20 protein-coding genes are annotated in these 20801 nt (G+C 43.0%); 8 read left to right on the top strand and 12 right to left on the bottom strand.

Translation table 11 applies throughout. The annotated features are described in order from the left end of the window. The first annotated feature begins 91 nt into the window (after nucleotides 1-91). Together MHI33_RS01905 and MHI33_RS01900 are read left to right on the top strand one after the other, a co-directional pair. A complete protein-coding gene (locus tag MHI33_RS01905; protein WP_044139220.1) occupies nucleotides 92-529 on the top strand; it encodes a MarR family winged helix-turn-helix transcriptional regulator in 438 nt (145 codons plus the stop codon). Nucleotides 530-802: 273 nt separating this feature from the next. Then, entirely contained in the window at nucleotides 803-2155 is a 1353-nt protein-coding gene (locus MHI33_RS01900; protein ID WP_265209170.1) for an IS1182 family transposase, read from the top strand. A 124-nt stretch (nucleotides 2156-2279) separates the two neighbouring features. On the opposite strand, the gene MHI33_RS01895 is transcribed toward MHI33_RS01900, so the two are convergent. The 4 genes from MHI33_RS01895 to MHI33_RS01880 form a co-directional block, all read right to left on the bottom strand. Beyond that, a complete protein-coding gene (locus tag MHI33_RS01895) occupies nucleotides 2280-3413 on the bottom strand; it encodes a zinc-dependent alcohol dehydrogenase (protein ID WP_113768642.1) in 1134 nt (377 codons plus the stop codon). Between the two features lie 149 nt (nucleotides 3414-3562). Then, nucleotides 3563-4585 (bottom strand): quercetin 2,3-dioxygenase, encoded by a 1023-nt coding sequence (locus tag MHI33_RS01890; RefSeq protein WP_065098719.1) that lies wholly within the window; start codon nucleotides 4583-4585, stop codon nucleotides 3563-3565. Between the two features lie 80 nt (nucleotides 4586-4665). Continuing rightward, a complete protein-coding gene (locus tag MHI33_RS01885) occupies nucleotides 4666-5229 on the bottom strand; it encodes a TetR/AcrR family transcriptional regulator (protein ID WP_065098837.1) in 564 nt (187 codons plus the stop codon). A gap of 38 nt (nucleotides 5230-5267) precedes the next feature. Beyond that, the gene (locus tag MHI33_RS01880) at nucleotides 5268-6749 is read right to left on the bottom strand and encodes an amidase (protein WP_340908650.1); all 1482 of its coding nucleotides are present in this window, start codon (nucleotides 6747-6749) and stop codon (nucleotides 5268-5270) included. Between the two features lie 168 nt (nucleotides 6750-6917). Here MHI33_RS01880 and MHI33_RS01875 point away from each other — a divergent pair, with 168 nt between their 5' ends. Then, complete coding sequence (locus MHI33_RS01875) at nucleotides 6918-8549, top strand: S8 family serine peptidase (RefSeq protein WP_438498079.1); 1632 nt, start codon at nucleotides 6918-6920, stop codon at nucleotides 8547-8549. Nucleotides 8550-8586: 37 nt separating this feature from the next. Here the strand turns inward: MHI33_RS01875 and MHI33_RS01870 are convergent, their stop codons facing one another. Then, nucleotides 8587-9126 (bottom strand): DUF402 domain-containing protein, encoded by a 540-nt coding sequence (locus tag MHI33_RS01870; protein WP_207802147.1) that lies wholly within the window; start codon nucleotides 9124-9126, stop codon nucleotides 8587-8589. A gap of 115 nt (nucleotides 9127-9241) precedes the next feature. On the opposite strand from MHI33_RS01870, the gene MHI33_RS01865 reads away from it, so the two are divergent. Further along, nucleotides 9242-9445 carry a hypothetical protein gene (locus MHI33_RS01865; RefSeq protein ID WP_044139216.1) on the top strand — a complete coding sequence of 68 codons (204 nt, stop codon included), beginning with the start codon at nucleotides 9242-9244 and terminating at the stop codon, nucleotides 9443-9445. Nucleotides 9446-9492: 47 nt separating this feature from the next. Here the strand turns inward: MHI33_RS01865 and MHI33_RS01860 are convergent, their stop codons facing one another. Further along, nucleotides 9493-10041, bottom strand: a complete 549-nt coding sequence (locus MHI33_RS01860; protein WP_044139215.1) for a GNAT family N-acetyltransferase — start codon at nucleotides 10039-10041, stop codon at nucleotides 9493-9495. A 213-nt stretch (nucleotides 10042-10254) separates the two neighbouring features. On the opposite strand from MHI33_RS01860, the gene MHI33_RS01855 reads away from it, so the two are divergent. Then, the gene (locus MHI33_RS01855; RefSeq protein ID WP_065098717.1) at nucleotides 10255-11472 is read left to right on the top strand and encodes a multidrug effflux MFS transporter; all 1218 of its coding nucleotides are present in this window, start codon (nucleotides 10255-10257) and stop codon (nucleotides 11470-11472) included. A gap of 62 nt (nucleotides 11473-11534) precedes the next feature. On the opposite strand, the gene MHI33_RS01850 is transcribed toward MHI33_RS01855, so the two are convergent. The 4 genes from MHI33_RS01850 to MHI33_RS01835 all read right to left on the bottom strand — a co-directional run bounded on the left by MHI33_RS01850 (nucleotide 11535) and on the right by MHI33_RS01835 (nucleotide 13533). Next, nucleotides 11535-11705: a hypothetical protein gene (locus tag MHI33_RS01850; RefSeq protein ID WP_181462024.1), complete on the bottom strand. Its 171-nt coding sequence runs from the start codon at nucleotides 11703-11705 to the stop codon at nucleotides 11535-11537. After that, on the bottom strand, nucleotides 11702-12289 hold the full coding sequence (locus MHI33_RS01845; RefSeq protein ID WP_044139213.1) for a DUF1700 domain-containing protein: 588 nt from the start codon (nucleotides 12287-12289) through the stop codon (nucleotides 11702-11704). The genes MHI33_RS01850 and MHI33_RS01845 overlap by 4 nt, the downstream gene beginning before the upstream one ends. Beyond that, complete coding sequence (locus MHI33_RS01840; RefSeq protein WP_003217253.1) at nucleotides 12282-12599, bottom strand: PadR family transcriptional regulator; 318 nt, start codon at nucleotides 12597-12599, stop codon at nucleotides 12282-12284. The genes MHI33_RS01845 and MHI33_RS01840 overlap by 8 nt, the downstream gene beginning before the upstream one ends. Nucleotides 12600-12702: 103 nt before the next feature. Further along, entirely contained in the window at nucleotides 12703-13533 is an 831-nt protein-coding gene (locus tag MHI33_RS01835; protein ID WP_034320763.1) for a YitT family protein, read from the bottom strand. A gap of 332 nt (nucleotides 13534-13865) precedes the next feature. On the opposite strand from MHI33_RS01835, the gene mmuM reads away from it, so the two are divergent. The 3 genes from mmuM (at nucleotide 13866) to MHI33_RS01820 (ending at nucleotide 16992) form a co-directional block, all read left to right on the top strand. Further along, nucleotides 13866-14804, top strand: a complete 939-nt coding sequence (gene mmuM / locus MHI33_RS01830) for a homocysteine S-methyltransferase (RefSeq protein WP_044139212.1) — start codon at nucleotides 13866-13868, stop codon at nucleotides 14802-14804. A 46-nt stretch (nucleotides 14805-14850) separates the two neighbouring features. Beyond that, the gene (gene mmuP, locus MHI33_RS01825) at nucleotides 14851-16254 is read left to right on the top strand and encodes an S-methylmethionine permease (protein WP_065098714.1); all 1404 of its coding nucleotides are present in this window, start codon (nucleotides 14851-14853) and stop codon (nucleotides 16252-16254) included. Nucleotides 16255-16371: 117 nt separating this feature from the next. Next, complete coding sequence (locus MHI33_RS01820) at nucleotides 16372-16992, top strand: hypothetical protein (protein WP_044139210.1); 621 nt, start codon at nucleotides 16372-16374, stop codon at nucleotides 16990-16992. A gap of 344 nt (nucleotides 16993-17336) precedes the next feature. Here the strand turns inward: MHI33_RS01820 and MHI33_RS01815 are convergent, their stop codons facing one another. Continuing rightward, entirely contained in the window at nucleotides 17337-17819 is a 483-nt protein-coding gene (locus MHI33_RS01815) for a hypothetical protein (RefSeq protein WP_326480644.1), read from the bottom strand. 311 nt (nucleotides 17820-18130) lie between these two features. Continuing rightward, on the bottom strand, nucleotides 18131-20800 hold the full coding sequence (locus MHI33_RS01810; protein ID WP_340908626.1) for a S8 family peptidase: 2670 nt from the start codon (nucleotides 20798-20800) through the stop codon (nucleotides 18131-18133). Nucleotide 20801 lies beyond the last annotated feature (1 nt).

The raw sequence follows: 20801 nt of genomic DNA, 5'->3' as shown, positions 1-20801 counted from the left end.
ATTTTGGTTTAAATGATGATAACTATTATGATAAGATAGACCTAGTAATTGATCGGAAAATGCGAATGCAATAGGAAAAGAGGTATGGAGAATGCAACATTTCGAGCTAGAGGCAAGTTTATTAGACCATGCGCTGACAAAGTATTTAAAGGCGACGAAACAAATAGATGAAGAGAACATCCCGAAAAACGTCACGAATGTGAAAGGGTTTATTTTACGCATCATTTATCGTCATCAATCATGTACTGTGAAAAATATTCTGCAGGAAGTTTCATTATCTCCCTCTGCAACAACAACCGCTCTCAATCACTTAGAAGATGAAGGGCTGATTATCCGCTCTCGAAATAATAATGACCGCCGTACTGTATGGATTGAACTCTCTGAATCAGGTGAACAAATTGCAAAACAAATGATCGACAACCGCCAGCTGCTTGTCAATCAGCTGTTCGACCACCTTTCAGAAGAAGATAAAAAAACATTTTTTGAATTAATCGAAAAAATGATGGACGAGCACACATTAAAGGCTTAGGAAAATTCCTAAGCCTTTGTCCTCTTTTCAGCGTGATAGAAAACCTTTGCAGTCTAGGAAGGACGAGTACCGGAGCGGAGCGAATTTAGATTCGTGAGCACCGGAACGCAGACCTGACACCGAATGCGAGGGTTTGTCTACACGCTGAGGCTTAGGGATAAACCTAAGCCTCAGGCTGTCGAGAAAATCTCGACAGCTTTATTTTTTTCCTTAAAGTTTCCATTCCCCCGTTTTATAATAGAGAAAAGCATACTAAAGGAAGGTGTTTTTCTCATGTTCCACACTAGAAATTCTTCTCAGCACGAAGCCGAATTTGTATTGCTAGATCAACTGGTCGAAGAGGATCACCTGCTTCGTAAAATTGATCAGTACATTGACTTTTCATTTATCGTAGATAAAGTAAAACCGTATTATAGCGAGAATAAAGGTCGTCCTTCTCTTGATCCACTTATTTTATTCAAAATGATGTTTATCGGATACCTGTACGGTATCCGTTCTGAAAGACAACTTGAAAAAGAAATTTACTATAACATGGCGTATAGATGGTTTTTAGGTTTGAACATCAATGACCCCGTTCCCCACCACTCGACCATTAGCTGGAATCGTCGTACTCGATTCAAAGATACAACGATTTTTCAAGACATTTTTGATGAAATTGTGCTTCAAGCCATTAATCATGATATGGTAGGAGGCCGCGTTCTTTTTACTGATTCGACTCATCTTAAAGCCAATGCCAATAAACATAAATATACGAGAAAAACGATTGAACAAGATACTCAGAACTATATAAATGATTTAGAAGAAGCGATCCAAGAAGATCGAGTGGCACACGGAAAAAAGCCCTTAAAGGTAAAAGAGGAGGTGAAAACGAAAAAAGACATTCGTCAAAGTACGACTGACCCTGAAAGTGGCTATCTTTATCGTGAAAATAAACCAGAAGGCTTTTTCTACCTAGACCACCGTACAACGGATATGAAGTACAATATCATCACGGATGCCCATGTCACGCCCGGCAATATCCATGACTCTGTTCCGTATCTTGATCGATTGGATCACCAAATCGCCCGATTTGGTTTTCAAGTAGAAGCTGTTGCCCTTGATTCTGGTTATTTGACAACCCCAATCTGTAAAGGTTTATCCGATCGCCGTATTTTTGGTGTCATCGCACATAGACGCTTTCATCCAACAAGAGGATTATTTGAGAAGTGGAAATTTCAGTATGACTCTGAACATGATCACTACATATGCCCAAATGGTGAGAAGCTATTATATACAACAACTGATCGAAAAGGTTATAGGTTCTACAAGTCAGATCCTAAAAAATGCGTATCGTGTCCTTTCCTTGAGCGCTGTACAAGATCGAAAAATCATCAAAAAGTGATCTCAAGACATGTATGGGAGGAACACAAAGAAAAGATCAGACAAAATCGTCTGTCTGCCTCTGGAAAAGAGCTATATCAAAAAAGAAAAGAAAAAATAGAGCGAAGCTTTGCAGATTCAAAACAACTGCATGGGCTTCGCTACTGCCGGTTGAGGGGAAAACAAAATGTGAGTGAGCAAGTGCTTCTCACAGCTGCCTGTCAGAACATGAAGAAGATTGCCATACACCTAGCGAAGCTAGGCTAGGTGTGTGGGAGGCCTTTTTCATTAAATCTCATCCATCATCATTACGATGAAAATAAAAAAGATTGTAGAAAAACATGAGTTTCTCTACAATCTGAGGCTTAGGGATAAACCTAAGCCTTCTTTTTTATGGCTTTAAAATGACCTTTATACAATCATCCTTCTTATCATTAAATATGTGATACGCATGAGCGGCATCATCTAACGGCAATTGATGTGTGATGATTGCTCTAGGATCAATTTCACCGGTTGTCACTTTTTGATAAAGCTTTGACATGTACCCTCTTGCTGGGGCCTGCCCCATTTTCAGCGTGACGTTTCTTGCGAAAAAAGCGCCTAATGGAAACATATTGTACAGCCCCCCATACACACCAGTCAGCTGAACCGTTCCACATTTCCGAACAGCTTTTGTAGCAATTTGAATCGGTCCAATTGTTCCGCCTTGCAGCTTGAGTTTCTGCTCAATTTTTTCAAGCGGCGATTTCTTCCCGTCCATTCCCACACAATCGATCACAACATCGGCTCCACCCTTGGTGAGCTCCTTTAACGTTTCTCCCATGTCTGGGTCTTCTGTAAAATCAAATACTTCTACGCCGCTCATCCGCTTTGCATGTCGCAGACGGTAATCAATGTAATCGACCGCAATCACACGTTCTGCCCCTTTTTGCCATGCAAATTGCTGTGCCATTAACCCAACAGGTCCACAGCCTAACACAATGACCGTATCACCTTTTTTCACACCGGCGTGCTCCACGCTCCAATAAGCAGTTGGAAGAACATCCGATAAGAACAGCAGTTGTTCATCCTCAAGCTCACAATCACCTGGGATCTTAAACGGGGTGTAATTTCCAAAAGGCACGCGTAAATATTCTGCCTGTCCTCCAGGGTAGTTCCCATATTTCTCACTATATCCAAAAAGTCCACCCGAATCGTAGTGCGGGTTTGAGTTGTCGCATTGGCTTTCTAAGTGGTGATGACAATATTGGCATTGACCACATGCAACGGTAAATGGGATAACGACACGGTCTCCCTTTTTCACTGCCGTGACATCCGGTCCAACTTCCTCCACAATCCCCATTGGCTCATGCCCAATCACATAGCCGATTGGAAGCGGGAAATTACCCTGATACAAATGTAAATCAGATCCACAAATTGCTGTTGATGTCATTCGGATGATCACATCTTCCCGATCTTGAATAGATGGCGCATCTACTTTCTTCACTGCAATGCTATTTTTCCCCTGATAAGTAACAGCTCTCACATGCATTTCCTCCTTTAGCGAAAATCATCTGTACATAGCTTCACCTTGAATGGATGGTTCATTCATCAGATCAGGATTATTAAAAAACAAAAAAGCCTGTCGATCGGTTCGACAGGCGCTTATTCAATCATGTGTAACGCGTTACATATTTATCCTTTTTCGATAAAGACCAAATCATATTGAGAGGAAGTCTCTCGATCAATCATCAAGTTCCCTTCTTGAATAAAATAAGGACATATACTCGGGCTTTGTGATTCTTCAAATTGCTCATACAACTGCTCAATCTTTCCAGGGAGCAGTAAAAGCAAAAATTTATTAGAATGGGACACGAATTCATAAGAGTGAATTGTATCCGGCGGTATATAGGCAAAGTCACCCGGCATCAGGCATATATCCTCTCCGTTCAATTGAAGATTCATTTTTCCCTCAACGCAATAGAGTGCTTCTGTATGTACTTGATGATAATGCGGAGGAAAATACTTTCCTTTCGCGCCTTCAATCACAAAATGACTGAATCCGCCTCCAGTTGTTTCTGTTGTTGCGATCAGCTCATGAAGCTGACCATCAATAATGTATTGCTTCCCTTCACCAGCCTCTAATACGTAGGGCTGCACCGCCTGAGGGAGCTGACTATGAAATAATACGGAGGGCTTAGTTGTATTTGACAGCTGCCTGATACCATGCATCAATATGAGATCGCTTTCTTTTTCAGCTTGTTCAAAGCTGTCTGCATCGAAAGCATGATCGGTCATCGGCCATTCGTTCCGCTGAAGCCTTTTCCCAATTTGCTGATAGACATCTGTCATTTGTCCGCCCAACGTATATGAAATAAATCTTGTTTTGTGACTATGCATTCTGTAGCCATGGATCGTTTTGGGCGGGATATGAATATAATCGAAGGCTGTGACCATATATTTTTTACCGTCCAAGATCACTTCAAGCTTTCCTTCCAGCACAAAAATGGTTTCAAATAAGTGCTCATGACAGTGAAGTGGAAAATAAGCTCCTTTCCCACCTGTGATTAAGACAAGCTCAAACAGCTCATTCGTTTGATTTGCTTCTGCCAGCACATGAACAAGCTGATTTTCCAGCCCATACAGCTTCCCTGAACCAGACACGGTATAAAAAGAGGTTCCTTCGGATTGCTTGATCGATTGCGGTTGCTCCGACATCCCATCACTCCTCATGACTAATTGACTATCTTTATTATATAGACCAATTGATATAATAGATAGACAATATGCGAGAGATTTTACTCTTCTCGCATAAATAAGTGTCTAAGGTAACATTTCACATGTTCTAACGGGGTCGTTTGTTTGAGTGCGGTTGTCATCGATAGACCCCCAATCACCATTGAATGAAGGAGAGAAGCCAGCTCATCCGCTTTGTTTTCTTCATATCCGCTGTTCATGAGCTTTTCTTTCACAAGCTTTTGCCAGCGGATCATTTCTTGTTTACATGCAGTATGAAGCTGCGTATGTTCTGGCTTGGATTCTGCCGCCAGCAAGACAATCGGAATGCCTCTTTCATTTTCTTGCTCCGTAAATCCCCGAATGATATTTGTCATAAAGCGGTCGATGGCGATATAAGGATCATCCGAATAGGCAAAGCTTTCTTCAATTCGATCGATGACCTTTTGACTAATATATTCAACGGCTGCTATGGCTAGCTCTTCTTTTCCGTTTGGAAAATAATAATAAAGAGATCCTTTAGGCGTGCCGCTCTCTCTAATGATTTGATTCAATCCTGTCGCATGATACCCCTGTTTTCGTAAAAGAAGTGCGGCCGTTTGAATAATTCTATCCTTCGTACTCACGTGTGACACTCCTTTCCCTCCAATAGACAAATGTCGTTTCAACGTATGAGTTGATTTGTTCCTTTCCAAATCGAAGATGTCTCCATTTCTGCTGCAAGCCGAAGAAGCCAATCCTCTTTCCCCTTAGGTGCTGTTACCTGTACCCCTAAAGGCATGCCCGCCTTAGTGAGATGAACAGGAACGCTCATAGAAGGCTGACCCGTTAAGTTGGCAAGCTGTGTAAATGGTGTGTAGGTCAGACTCTTTAAGAACATGTCATAAATGAGATCCTGCTGCGCTTGCATTGAGAGAGATGACACACGTAAAAGTTCAGTGATTTCTTCTTTCGAATGCATCAACTCACCAACCTTAGGAGCAAAATAGGCAGTCGCTGGTGTCACAAAGAGATCATAGGTTTGATGAAATGACGCCATTTGTGCAGCTGCCATATCCCATGCATCAAGACTTTCTGTGTAAGCAGCTGCGGTTACATTTTTGCCAGCCTCCGCCAACACCCATGCCACGATGTCTGTTTCCTCCGGATTGATTGGACGTCCTAATGAACGATTCAAGGACGTGAATAATGCAGACATTTCTCCGCTGTTCATGACGTAGTATTGCTGCATCAGATGAATCCCATCGATTGCAGGCCCTGCTTCTTCTACTTGGTGCCCTTGATCACTCAGCCATTTCACTGTTTGCTGCACCGCCTGCTTCGCTTCCTCACTGACCTTCGTACCTACTGGTGATTCTACACTGTAAGCAATTCGCATAGAAGATGGACGTTTCACTAGATCTTCTTGATAGCTGCCGTCATATAATGGCGTTTGGAAAGCTGCTTCAGGCTGAATGACTTGAAGCAGATCAAGAAGAGCTGCACTGTCCCTCACTGTTTTTGTTAGTGTAAAGTCAATGGATGCCCCTTGCCACTGCCTTCCTGCGCCTGGTCCTACCGGCGTTCTTCCTCTTGTTGGCTTGAGACCGAACAAACCTGTAAAGGATGCTGGAATCCGAATGGAACCTCCACCATCACTTGCTCCACCAGCAGGTACGATGCCGCTTGCAACAGCTGCTGCCGTCCCGCCGCTTGAACCGCCAGGGGAATAGCCAGGATGCCAAGGGTTCCTCGTTGGACCATGTAAAGCAGGTTCTGTTACATTCCTTAATCCAAATTCTGGTGTGTTTGTATGTCCCATCATGAGAAATCCAGCCTGCTTCAATCGCTGGACAAAGTGGGAGTCCGTTTTTGCCTTTACATCCTTTAACAATGCAGCACCTGCTGTCAGCGGTTCATTTTCCAGTCCTTGCGATATATTTTTCAGTACAAATGGAACGCCTGCAAACGGCTGATTCGTATGTAATGTCTTGATTTCTTTTAATACTTGATCTTGTCTTGTCTGAATCAACGCATTTAGTTCAGGATTGACCTCATTCAATCTAGCAAATGCAGCTTGTACAAGCTCATCTGGTGTTACCTGCTTATTCCGTACAAGTGCTGCCAAGCCTGTCGCATCATACGTCATATACTCTTTTACGTTCATCAGCATATCCTACTTTCTCTTATTATGATCTCTCTATTGTCTACTAGATTTGTATGAATTTCAATTTCAGGTTACTTGTAAAAAAACTTTCTGACAAACAATATGATTCTTCTAACCATCCTTCTCATTTCTCCGATATAATAGAGAAAAAAAGACGGAGGTCATCGTATGCAAGGGGCTATCGCCTTGAAAAAGAAAATCGTCGTAGTCATCGCGTTTCTTCTTGCGTTGACAACTGCCTTGCCTTACCATTCGCAGGCAGCTGTACCGCCAAAAGAAACAGATGTCATCATCGTCTATAAAAACCAAAAAGGAAAGCAAACAGCTATTGAAGAAAGTGAAAAAGTGAACGCACAGTACATACATCTTCCCGCTGTCGCTGTGACAGCAGATGAACAAGCGGTCACGTCACTCAAAAAAGATCCAAACATCGCGTATGTCTCAAAAAACATAAAGGTCAAACTCGCTTCTTCTACGATGAAAAAAACCGCTGCCTCTACGAATCAGGATGCATTGGTTCAAAAATCTTACAACCTGCAAAAGCTGAATGTAAAGCAAGCGATAAAAGAAGGCGTCACGGGGAAAAATGTGAAGGTAGCCGTTTTAGATACTGGAATTTCTCCACATGAGGATTTAAAGATATCCGGCGGTAAATCATTTGTGAAGTACACAACTTCCTATAAAGATGATCAAGGGCATGGCACACATGTAGCAGGCACGATTGGTGCGCTCAATAACGATTATGGCACAGTCGGCGTCGCTTCTGGTGCGAAGCTATATGCTGTAAAAGTGTTAGATAAAAAGGGAGAAGGCGACTTGTACAGCCTGCTTCGAGGAATCGATTGGGCCATTAGCAACAAGATGGATATTATGAATTTAAGTCTAGGTTTTGAAGACAATATCCCTATTTTGCGTTCAGCAGTGGATGAAGCATACAAAAGAGGACTGCTTGTGGTCGCTGCAAGCGGGAATGATGGGAAGAAGAATCATATCAGCTACCCTGCCGCGTACAATAGCGTCATTGCCGTTTCTGCAACGACGGACAAAGACAAACTCGCGTCTATCTCAAATACAGGGAAAGGTATTGAATTTTCTGCCCCTGGTCAGAACGTCATCAGCACTTATTTAAAAAATGAATATTGGTATGCAACAGGTACATCACAAGCCACGCCGCATGTCACAGGCATGCTGGCACTGTTGAAGCAGCTTCACCCGAAGAAAACAAATGTTCAGCTTCGCACCTTATTACGCAGCTATACAGTGGATCTTGGCGCAAAAGGAAAGGATCCACAATTCGGCTATGGCCGCGTGCAATATATAGCACAATCAAGCTTTTTGAAGGCTGCGACTAGCGCTGTCAAAACAGCCGAAACTTCTAAAAAGCAGGCAGATGTCAATCAAGCCAAAACGAGAATTGGCCGACTCACTGCAAGTAAACCAAAAACAGCACTCACTGAACGGGTGAAAAAGGTACAAGGAACCATTGATATCCGCTTGGCACGTGCAAAGGTTCAAACAGCCGAAAAAAGCAAAACACAAGGCGCCATTAAAAGCGCACAAACGGCCATCAAAAAGTTAAACAAAGGTAAAGAAAAAACAAGCCTGCAAAATCGGCTCGACAAAGTCAAAAAACAAGTCGCCTATCAAAAGAAAGTGACAGACGCCAAACAAAAGGTCAAAAAAGCGGAAACCAAACGAACGAAGAAAACAAAAGCAGCAGCGCAAACCGCTGTCAAACAGCTAAAAGCTTCTAAAACGAAAACCAGTTTACAAAAACGATTAAACCGTATCAAGGTGTAACAGAAAAAACGATTCCTCGCTGAAAGGAATCGTTTTTTTATTTCAACAGCGGCGCAAACAAGCTGTGATGATATTTCCCTTCGACATCTGCCCTCACTTGATCGAGTATGCTTTCTAACGAAGCCATCACACCCTCTAATGCCCGGCGCACTGAACCTTGTTCAAAATCCGCCAAACTCTCCGGCAACTCATCTTCATCCAATACAAAAAAATCACCATTCGGAAGAACGAGAAGATCAACAATGAGGTCTTCAAACATGACCAGCTGGCCGTTGAACCATGTATTCCCTACAATATTAAAATAAGACCCAAGTTCCTTCCCTTGATCATCCCTCCAGAAGTAAATATTGTAAGGTCGATCCTTCCAATAATAGGCGGTCGTATAGCTCCCTTTTGGAATGGTCAGACTACCATCGCCTGCCCTCATCGTAAACGTGTCTTCAATCTTGTGAAAAAGTACAGCCAGCTGTCCCTGAACATCTAACAGCTGACACGTATGTTCCACAACCTTCTGATCGTATTTGATTTTTCTCTCGGTTACTTCATCCCACCGATCCGCATGTAGCGAAAACACCATGTCACAACTCCCTCTTGCATCTAGTTTCTCTCTTTCCAGTATACACCGATTTTTTTTTGAAAAAATAAAGGGTTGCTGCATTCACATATGGAAGACCTATGATGAGGTGAAATAAATGAACGGAATCTCGATTCTTGAGAACCTTACACAGCTTGGACAAATCATCCTCATTTTTTGTGGCTATGCCCTTTATTGGCGGCTGGTGAAAACAAAGAGAGAACGAAAGCTATCTCCTTATGAGCACATGTTAAAATTCTTTGTTATGTTCGGTTTAATCTCGTGGTTGGTATCATATTGGGCGCTTGTACTGTGGGCGTAAATTGAAAAAAGGAAGAGCTGTCCATTGGGGACGTGCTCTTCCTTTTATTACGCGTGATGTGATGAACCAGCCGGCTGTTCTTTTTGGATGACATATTGATAGCTTTTGACATGCGTCCCATTTTGATTCACAAATTCTTTATCTAGTGCACGCTCAAAGCCCATTCTTTCATATAGACGAATGGCAGCCTGCATTTTATCAGATGTATGAAGGTACAGAACATTTTCGCCCCATGATTGCGTGAGTTCAATACTTTTACGTAACAATGACTCTGCAATTCCTTTTCCCCTGACATCGGGATCTACTCCTAAAAACCGGACGATGGCTGATGTAATGCCCATTTCGGGTTTGTCATACGCTTGCTCTGATGACCGGAACATTTGAAGCGTCCCCACGACCTTACCTTCAAGCTCCGCCACAAGCATCAGCTCCATGTTCGGATTATCTACAGCTGCTGCAAGCGCAGCAGAATAATTTTGCCAGCCTTCCTCTGTAAATTGAGGTTCATATTGTGAATAGGACTTGATTAGTACTTGTCTGATCGCTTCATGATCTTCTTTGACTGCTTGACGAATGATCAGCTCTTGCTGCTCCATGTCAGCACCTCCTGCTCTCTATTGCTAGATATACGTATCATGCAAATACTGCATGTCGATGACCTTGTTCTTTTCTCTACTCATTCAATGTAAAGAGTCTCATTCGAAAGATCAATCATTTTGCACGGAATCCTCTTTGAAAATTTCCATTGAAAAGGAGCGCTTGATTCATTATGCTGTTTTGAGGAAGTATACGAGGAGTGTAATGATCATATGAGTTCTTTATCTTATCCCCAAGAATCGAAAAAAAACCGATTTCTCCTTGCTGCATTGCTTGGGTCTTTAACAGCCCTTGCACCGCTTGCAATGGATATGTATTTACCTGCTTTACCTAATATTGCACGTGATTTTGAAGCGAGCACGGCTTTGTCCCAATTAAGTCTGATGGCTTGTCTGATTGGACTGGCGCTTGGACAGCTGATTGCAGGTCCTATCAGTGATACGATCGGCAGAAGAAAACCGCTGATGATCGGCTTAATCATTTTTATCGCCGCATCCCTTTTATGTACGGTGGTCACGTCGATTTGGACGTTCATCCTCTTAAGATTGATTCAAGGGCTCGCTGGTTCAGCAGGCATTGTCATTGCACGAGCCATTGTGCGTGATCATTATGAAGGCTCAGAAATGACGAAATTCTTTGCACTGCTCATGTTGGTCAACGGGGTTGCTCCGGCAGCTGCACCTATCGTGGGCGGACAGATGTTACGCTTTACCACATGGCAGGGTGTATTTGTTCTATTAGGAATTCTCGGGGCCTTGATGCTGCTGAGATCCATTTTTTCACTTCAAGAAAGTTTACCTGCGGAGCGCAGACAGACAGGAGGCTTTCAACAGATTGTTGGTGCCATGAAGATTTTAGCGAGTGATCGTCTCTTTGTTGGGTATGCCCTCTCCCAAGGTCTTGTATTCGCAGCGATGTTTGCTTATATTTCTGGCTCACCATTTGTGCTTCAGGAGCTTTTTCACCTTTCTCCACAAGGATTCAGTGCTGCCTTTGCGGTGAATAGTCTCGGGATCATCACGGCTGGACAAGTATTTGCCCGCGTCGCTGCTAAAATCGGCGAAGAGAAGGTTCTTCGCATTGGATTGCTGATAGCTGCCTTAGGCGGCGTCACCTTATTTTTGATGATCTCCATTGATGCAGGGTTGTATGGTATTCTCATTCCGCTCTTTTTTGTGGTCTCAAGCGTTGGAATTGTCGGCACCTCTGCCCCGTCTCTTGCGATGCAGCATCACGGCGCACATGCAGGAAGTGCAGCCGCACTCATTGGTGTGGCACAAATGCTGCTAGGCGCCTGCATGACGCCTCTTGTCGGACTAGCCGGAAGCCAAACAGCCTTTCCAATGGGTCTGATTATTATGCTTTGTGAACTAGGTGCACTTTGCTGTTATTTCTTCTTTGTGATTCGAGCGAAAAAAAGACCCGCATAAGCGGGTCTCAGATTGTTGACAAAGGGCTAAAATGATCTTGATTTTAGCCCTTTGTCTTCTTTTTATGGCTTGCTCCAATTGATGGTGCGGAACACATTGTTCTGGTCATTGTTGTGATATGCATCTAGGTCAAAGCCTGATAGTCCAAAACCAATTACCATTACAATTCCCCCGACAACGGTGAAGATGATCCCCCATTTGATGCATTGCTTTTTTAAATCATTCACATTCATATTCTCACGACCTTCTTTTTAAACATTCCCATGAATGCCTTAGTGGTTTGAACAGTCATTTGAACAAATAGCTTTGTCAAATACACCGTGGCCATGCCGCATAATAATCCGACACCTAATAGAAGAATACCAACGCCAATCTGCGTCACTACCACATGCAAACCGTCCTGAAAGATAAATGGAGAACCAATGATGCTCCAAAAACCTCCGAGCAGACCAACTAGCGTCATTGTACCTGTCACGAGCGGAATGCACCAAATCACCATATACACAGAAAGAATCAGCAGGAAGACTGTTGCTAGAATACTACCCCATAACGGAAAGCCTAAAATGAGGATGGAGAGCCTTGTGGCTTTTTCTCCAAACGTCGGCACCTGAACGGTTTTGATTCCTTGTTCCTTCAAAATCCCTTCAGCGATGATGGTAGGCTGCCCGACTTGATCGACCGCTTCCTGTTCACTGTATCCATCTTCCTGATAATCCTCGATCATTTCATCGTAATACTCGATGAACCGATCACTTTCTTTTTCGCCTAGACGATGCAGGTGCTTCTCTAAGCTGGCTAAAAATTCTTTTTTATTCATTGCCCTGTCCTCCAGAAATAAAGTCGTAAATCGCCATCACTTGATCCCATTCCGCTAAAAACTGCGCCATATGCTCACGGCCGCTTTTTGTCATCCGGTAGTATTTTCTTAATCGACTATTGTGTTCTTGGGAATAGGTCTCTACATAATTGTTTTGTTCTAACCGTTTTAATATCGGATATAATGTCGATTCTGAAATCTCAATACAATGGGACATATCTTTAATCATTTGATAACCATAGGAATCGCCTTTCTTTAATACCGCCAGTACACAGAATTCCAGCAACCCTTTTTTTAATTGTGCATTCATGATTACAACTCCTAACCATTTATACTATACATTACATAGTATCATGTGACAAGGGGTATCAAGTATAAAAAAAAGACCCTAATGGAATGGGGTCTTCTCGTTTTTATATATTCACAAATCCTTCTCCGAACACATCACGCACGTCATGGACAACAACGAATGCATCCCGATCAATTTTCTTGATGATTTTCTTTAGGCGCATAAGCTCTTGCTTTTGAATGACTGCATAGAGAATTTCCTTCGATTCCTTTGAATAATGACCGCGGCCGTTTAAAATCGTCACGCCTCGATCCAAGGTGTGATTGATTTCTTCGGCAATATCATCTTTGCATGAAGAAATAATCGTTACTGCCTTTTTCGTGTTAAGCCCTTCTATCACGAAGTCCATCACCTTTGTTGCCACGTACAGCATCACAATCGTGAACATTAATTTTTCCGCACCAATAATAAAGTAGGAAGCAAATACGACGATCAGATCAAAGAACAAGATGGCGTAGCTCACGTTCCAGTCTAAATACTTGTTGGCAATTCTCCCGAGTATGGCAGAACCCGCCGTTGTACCGCCTGCTCTTAGCACAAGACCAATCCCAATTCCGATAATGATTCCTGCGAAAATGGCTCCAATGATCAATTCGTGAACATTCACGACCCATGTTGTGGTCAGGTGTAAAAATAGGGAGTTACTCGCGACGGCAACCACAGTATAAATCGTCGTCTTCTTGTCCAAATATTTATACCCCACAAGCAGCAGGATGGCATTAAACACTAGGTTCGTCAGCCATGGTGCAATTTCAAACAAATAATAGAAAATGATGGACAGCCCCGTTACACCGCCTTCACCAAATTCAAGCGGAATGACAAACATGTTCACTGCGGCGGCAAATAAAAAAGAACCAATTAGAATCATTGCGATATCTTTTACACATTTTTTCAATTTCTTCTTTCCTCCTTTTTTAAGCATATAAAAAACCCTCTTTCTTCACGAAAGAAGACAGTCGTTGAACAAAAAAAATCAAAAGACAGCGCCTTTTGACGAAGCTTTCTGAAATGAACCTTTCCATAATATATATCTCTTTTTAGAGGCTGTCAATGACTTGGTTTTCTATTATTTTGACTGCATGTTTATGCATGTAAACCCGCATGTTTTCAGGGTTTTTCCGCGGTCACATGCTTTTTCCTCTCCTTGACAAAAACACTTTAGTCATTTAAACTACTGCCTCATATCATATCCATCATTTCCGACTAAAAAGGAGGGTGTTCAATTCGATGAATCCTATTCAAAGCCGTTTACAGGCTCACGCACCTTTAATTTTAGACGGTGCACTTGCAACAGAGCTTGAACGAAAGGGCTGCAATTTAAACGACAGTTTATGGTCAGCCAAAATACTTATTGAACAGCCAGAATTGATTCAGCAAGTACACTTGGATTACTTCCAAGCCGGAGCTGACTGTGCCACAACAGCGAGCTACCAAACAACGATTGATGGCTTCGCTGAAAAAGGCTATTCAAAAGAAGAAGCCATTGAACTAATGAAACGATCTGTCACTTTAGCAAAAGAGGCACGCGATCTTTTTTGGCAAGATGAAGCGCGTCGTAAAGGGCGGACAAAACCATTTGTCGCAGGATCTGTGGGGCCATTCGGCGCTTATTTGTCTGATGGTTCAGAATATAAAGGAAATTACGGACTCACAGAGCAGGCACTCATTGATTTTCATAGACCAAGGATTCAGGCATTAGTAGAAGCTGGTGCAGATATTCTTGCGTGTGAAACGATCCCTTGTCTCATTGAAGCAACGGCCATTGCAAAGCTGCTGCAAGATGAATTCAGTGGTGTATCTGCTTGGATTACATTCAGCGCGAAGGACGACCTTCATATTAGTGAAGGAGATTTGCTCAGAGAATGTGTACAAGCACTGGAACCTTATGAACAGATCGCTGCTGTTGGTGTAAACTGTACGCCGCCGCAATTTATCTCTTCTCTCATTCAAGAGATGAAAAAGGGGACGAGCAAGCCGATTGTCGTGTATCCAAACTCAGGAGAATTATATGATCCTGAAGAAAAGGTATGGAGCGGAGATACGCCTCAGCATACATTTGGTGAATGTGCGCATCAATGGTATCAAGACGGCGCGCATATCATCGGCGGCTGCTGCAGGACAACCCCAGAAGATATTACGGACATCTTAAAACTAACCACATCATAGCATCATGAATCATCACACATACTTCTAAGCAAAAGGGCGGGAAGACATGGAACAAGCAAAAGATGAGTCACAACAATATCAACGAAAAATGACGAGCCGCCACCTGTTCATGCTTTCGCTAGGCGGCGTCATTGGAACAGGGCTCTTTTTAAGCTCTGGGTATACCATCAGTCAGGCTGGGCCTGCGGGAACGATTCTTGCCTATCTTGTCGGGGCATTAATTGTGTACCTCGTGATGCTCTGTTTAGGTGAGCTGTCTGTTGCAATGCCGGTTACAGGGGCATTTCATACGTATGCAACAAAATATATTGGACCCGGCACAGGCTACACAATTGCTTGGCTGTACTGGCTGACATGGACAGTCGCACTCGGATCGGAATTTACAGCGGCAGGGCTTTTAATGCAGCGCTGGTTCCCGGACACATCGGTTTGGATGTGGAGCGGCGTCTTTGCTCTTCTTATCTTTTTACTCAATGCGTTTACAGTTAAGTTTTTTGCAGAATCAGAGTTTTGGTTTTCCAGCATTAAAGTAATGGCTATTATTCTCTTTATTATTCTTGGCGGAGCTGCGATGTTTGGCTTGATTCCGTTAAAGGGCGGTGAGGCCGCTCCATTCTTTTCTAACTTCACCGGGGAAGGTGGACTTTTCCCAAACGGCTTTTTACCAATTTTAATGACGATGCTGGCCGTCAATTTCGCTTTTTCAGGTACGGAGTTAATTGGGATTGCTGCGGGTGAAAGCGTCAATCCTGACGAGACCATTCCAAGAGCGATTCGCACTACCGTACTGCGTCTTGTCTTGTTTTTCGTTGGAACAATCGTGGTCTTAGCCGGCTTGATCCCAGTGGAAGAAGCCGGGGTGATCAAAAGTCCATTTGTTGTGGTGTTTGATCACATCGGGATCCCATATGCCGCAGATTTCATGAATTTTGTCATTTTGACAGCGATCTTATCTGCCGCAAACTCTGGACTATACGCTTCATCCCGTATGCTCTGGTCACTTTCTGAGGAACGGACACTGCCTAAAAAACTGGCGAAGCTAACATCAAAAGGAATTCCTTTGAATGCACTGATTTTAAGTATGATCGGCGGGATTCTTTCTTTGTTATCAAGTGTCATCGCACCAGAAACGGTATACCTTGTCCTTGTTTCGATCTCAGGACTGGCCGTTGTGATCGTGTGGATGGGGATTGCTGCCTCACAATTTATGTTTCGGAAACGTTTTTTACAAGAAGGCGGACAGCTCCATGATCTTTCCTTTCGAACCCCGCTCTATCCAGTGGTTCCGATTGCTGCCTTCTTCCTGTGTCTTGCCTCTGTGATCGGCATTGCCTTTGATCCAAATCAGCGGATTGCCCTTATCTGCGGCATCCCTTTCATCGCGCTCTGCTATGCTGCCTATTATGTGACAACTTGGATTCAGAAAAAGCGTGAAGAACCTGGTGTATAACGCCAGGTTTTTTTCTAACAGTTTGACAAAAAAGGATATCGCTAGTAAAAGAAGCACACTTTGGTATATGATAGGAATCTATGATTTTCAGGATGAACCAAGGGAGTTGTCACTAATATGGAAATGACCATTACAAGAGCATTAAGTGAACTGAAAATGTTAGACAAGAGAATCAACCGAACCGTTGATGAAGCCGTACTTGGTGGATTGATGATCGGGAAACATATACAGCACGGGTTTCAACATCAAGAAGACATCGAAAAGAAGGCGAAGGCTGATGACCAATCGATTCAAGCATTAATCAAACGCCGGAATGCCATCAAATCAGCCATCGTTGTGTCGAATGCGACGACAACGATTGATGTTGCGGGTGTCAGCATGACGGTGGCAGAAGCGATTGAACGGAAGACGTCGATAGAATACGATATTCGTTATTTACGGAAATTGAAAAAGGTGTACACAGAGCTAGTAGACAAAGCAGAACAAACCAATGAAGATGTGAAGAAGAGGCTCGACCAGCATTTAGAAACCCTATTTGGAAAAGACGGAAAAACACAAGCGGCTGCCAACCAAGAGATCGTCAAATCGTTCCTCGCTGAAAATGAGGCGACGATCATCGATCCGCTTCGTCTTCGAGTGAAGATTGAAAAGCTTTCGACCGAGATTGAGGATTTTCAAATGGAAGTTGATTTTTCCTTGTCAGAAAGCAATACACTAACGAAAATACAGATCAATTAATAGATTTTGTTAGTGAGCCGAAAATCGATAGAACTAAACACCTCCGAGGGAAAGGTCATTCCCTCCTCATCTGATCATCTCTGGATGATCCTTGATAAAAGCTCAAAGCTGAAGGTTCAAGGATCAACGTTCAAGTGTAAAAGTTCTTATCCATCAAAGCTCAGAACTAAAAGGTAAACGCTCGATCGAATCTGGGAGTCACGGCTCATGAGTGTTTGTTTATCGACTCTTTCGGTTGCCGCCCAGCAGGTTTGCTAACAAAAAGAAAGGGATGTCACATGATGACATCCTTTTTTCTATGAAAAAAACGACAAGGCTTCAGCCAAGTCGTGTCCCCCAGCAGATTAGTTACGTAATGTATATGCCAAATGGTAAACACTTGTGACATTTGATGATAGCTTGATGTCATTTGAAGTGAACGTCACTGGAACGATATCATAGTAATGTGTAGACCAGCCTGCATTATTGTATGTAAGGTAGCCTGCACCTGAAGGAACTTGAATCGTTAGTGAAAATTGTCCATTTACGTCTGTTGTGCCTGTCGCTGTTTGAGCATATGATTTAATTGCTGCTTCAAAATAAAGCTGGATCGGCTGATTGGGCATGAGATTTCCACTTGTATCTTTTAGTGCTCCTTTAAAAGTAGCTGGATAATAAGAACCCACGCGATATTTACTGCCATAGCCGTAATTCACTAATCCACTATCGGCTGCTGTGACACTTGTTACTTGAACGGAAGCTGGTACTGCCCCTGTTTCCTCTGCATGTGCAAATGTTGGGAATACGAGAAGCAATGATAGAAAGAAAGCAAACATGATTTTTTTCATCGATAAATCCTCCTTTTTTTTCCTGCTATATTACTATCGACATTAATTGGTATTTTTCCAGTAACAAGCAAAAAAACTTCCCTTTTTTAGAAAGGGAAGTTCCAGATTGTTGACAAAGGGCTAAAATGATCTTTATTTTAGCCCTTTGTCTTCTTTTCAGCGTGATAGAAAACCTTTGTAGTCTAGGAAGGGCGAGCACAGGAGCGGAGCGAATTTGACATTCGTGAGCACCGGAGCACAGTCCTGACAACGAATGCGAGGGTTTGTCTACACGCTGAAACTTCCCTTCTTTAGAAAGGGAAGCTCTCCTCTTACTTTTTCACAACAACGACCTTCACCGCTTTGCTTTCTCTTTTTCTCACATCAGAAGCGGTCACATACAAGACTGTTTTGGCTTTTTGCGGTTTTATTTGAGCAGTAAATGCGCCCTTGTTATTTGTTTTTACCGTTTTGATGACTTTCTTTGATTTGTTTTTCACTTTAATGGTCAATCCTGCACCCGCAGTCCCTTTGACCGTTTTACTTTTGACCGTTACTTTGCCCACTTTCGGCTTAGCTGGTGCTTTGCCTTTTTTGACGACTGTTTTGAGCGTTGTAGCGGCCTTTCCTTTTGAAATCTTAATGTGAAGGACTTTGTTTTTATTCTGATGCTTGATCTTCACGCTAAAGGTTCCATTTTTGCCTGCTGTGCCTTTTCCAAGCAGGGTTTTGCCTCTATACACAGAAATAGCAGCGCCTGCCTTTGCTTTACCTGTCACCTTTTGATGCTGATACTCCACTTTGCTCACAGATGCGTTCAGTTCGACAGCACTTAAAGCAGCAAATGCATTCAGTCTGCCATGTCCTGTCATCCAATCGATCCCTGGAATTTTCGGATCGACAATTGGCTCATCGTTTTCATCATAGAAAACGTCATCTGTTCCATCAACAGAAGTAAAGGAGATATTATCGGCTGTGCTTTGCAAGATATTCCTTACTTGATTCGGCTTTAAGGTTGGATTTTTAGAAAGCAGTAATCCTGCTGCCGCTGCCACATATGGTGTCGCCATTGATGTCCCGCTCAGGTATGAGACATTCCCATCTGGCATTAAGCTTGGAATATCAGATCCTGGTGCAGACATGCTCAGTCCTTTACCATAGCTTGAGAATTCAGCGGCAATATCCATACGGTTGCTTGCACCAATGGCCATTGCGTACTTTGATGTCGCAGGATAGCCCATTTCTGGAACGCCATCATTTCCACTCGCCACGACCACTAGTACATTTCTTTGAGCCGCGTAGTTCATTGCATATTCAATCACCCGGCTGTAGTAGCCACCAAGACTCATGTTGATGACCTTTGCGCCTTTATCCACTGCATGCTTGATTCCAAGTGCAATATGCTCTGTATCTCCAAAACCATAGGCATCCAGCACCTTCACCGGAATGATGCCCGTATGTTGGTTGAGACCTGCCATCGAGTAATAATTATCGGCTTTTGCGGCAATGATGCCAGCTACGTGCGTACCATGTCCATTGTCATCAATCGCATCTTTGTTTCGTCCAATGAGATTCGCACCTAAGTCCGTACGAACAGTCCCGCTTAAATCAGTCAAACGACTGTCTACACCTGTATCCACAACTGCAATTAATGTTTGCTTCATTTTGCTTGTGCCAATCAGTGTATTCATTTGTTCAAACTTCACATCAGCGCCTTTTTTCCCGCTGTTTTGCGCACTGTTTTTCAGGGGCCACTGGTAACCATACTGCACGTCATTGCTTAGTGCACGATAGGTTTGAACAGGCTCCGCGAATTCAACATTCGGCATGCTGGACAGCTTTCTCGCAGTGCTTTTGATCACAGCTTTGCCTGCTTTTAAAGTCTTTCCAGCTGATTCTTGCCCTGCTGGCACATCATAGACATACATTCCTTTAAACAAAGGACTTACTGACTGCGATGTCACACGGTTTTCTTGGATTCCATAGCTTTTCATCTTCTTTTTCGCAGATTGAAGCGTGTGGCCATCCTTTAATTTAAAAATGATCTTATTCGTCTTCACTTTCTCTTCTTTTACAAGCTTTTGCTTCTCTAATACATAACCGATCGATTTTCCTTCAAGCTGATCGATTCCAATCTGTTGACTCACTGCTTCTAATTCCTTTTTTAAATAGGCAGGACTTGCCCCTTTGAGCATATCAAAAAGGGAACGGATCGCCTGTTGTTCTTTCTTTGTTACAATATGACCGCTAAATGCACCATTTTTCTCTACGTCATTTAGCAGTGACTTTAATGTCAGCAGATGATTGTATACCTTTTGCTGCTCATTTTTTTGTTTGATGAGTTTCGATTTGAGAAATGGCTTTGTTTTTTGAAGCACACGGCTCAGCTTCTGACCATTTGGTGTTTCATTAAAACGTTTATCTTCAATTGTACGAATCGATTGGAGAATTTCGCGCCCGTACTTCTTCTCAATAATAATGATACCAGGCTCATCGTCTTCAGGGAAAACGGGTTCAGAAGGCGGAAGGTTAGCTCCTTTATACCCGATTGTATAGGCCGCATCCTCTTCCTCATCACGGCTGTCTTCCTCCGACCCTAAGTAGAGCACTTTGACAAAGTAAGGACCTGACCATGCATGCGGGAAATCTACCTCTGTCTCTCCACTTGCAGTGTCCACACGATATCTCGAATAAGTGTCATCCTTCATCGCTCTGTCTTTACTTGGATAGACCGATACGGATAACATTTGTTTACTTTTGACAGAAATTTTCATATGTGTATGTTTTGCCACCTCTTGTGCTGATGGCGTGATTTGGTACCATGACTCTTCCATTTCATTCTGTAATGTCCCTGAGATGACTTCACCATTTTTTAACCCAATGGCTTCATTGACATTTGTTCCTTTACTGGCAGCTGCTGCCTCGTATCCAGGTAATACCGCCATACAGAGAATAATGGCCATGAGTACGACCACACAAGATTTGACCTGCTTTTTGAACATG

It is taken from the genome of Bacillus sp. FSL K6-2971 (genome assembly GCF_038006405.1).
Taxonomy (GTDB): domain Bacteria; phylum Bacillota; class Bacilli; order Bacillales; family Bacillaceae; genus Bacillus; species Bacillus pumilus.
Note: the sequence above shows the minus strand (reverse complement) of the source record. Positions and strands in the feature narration are given on the sequence as shown.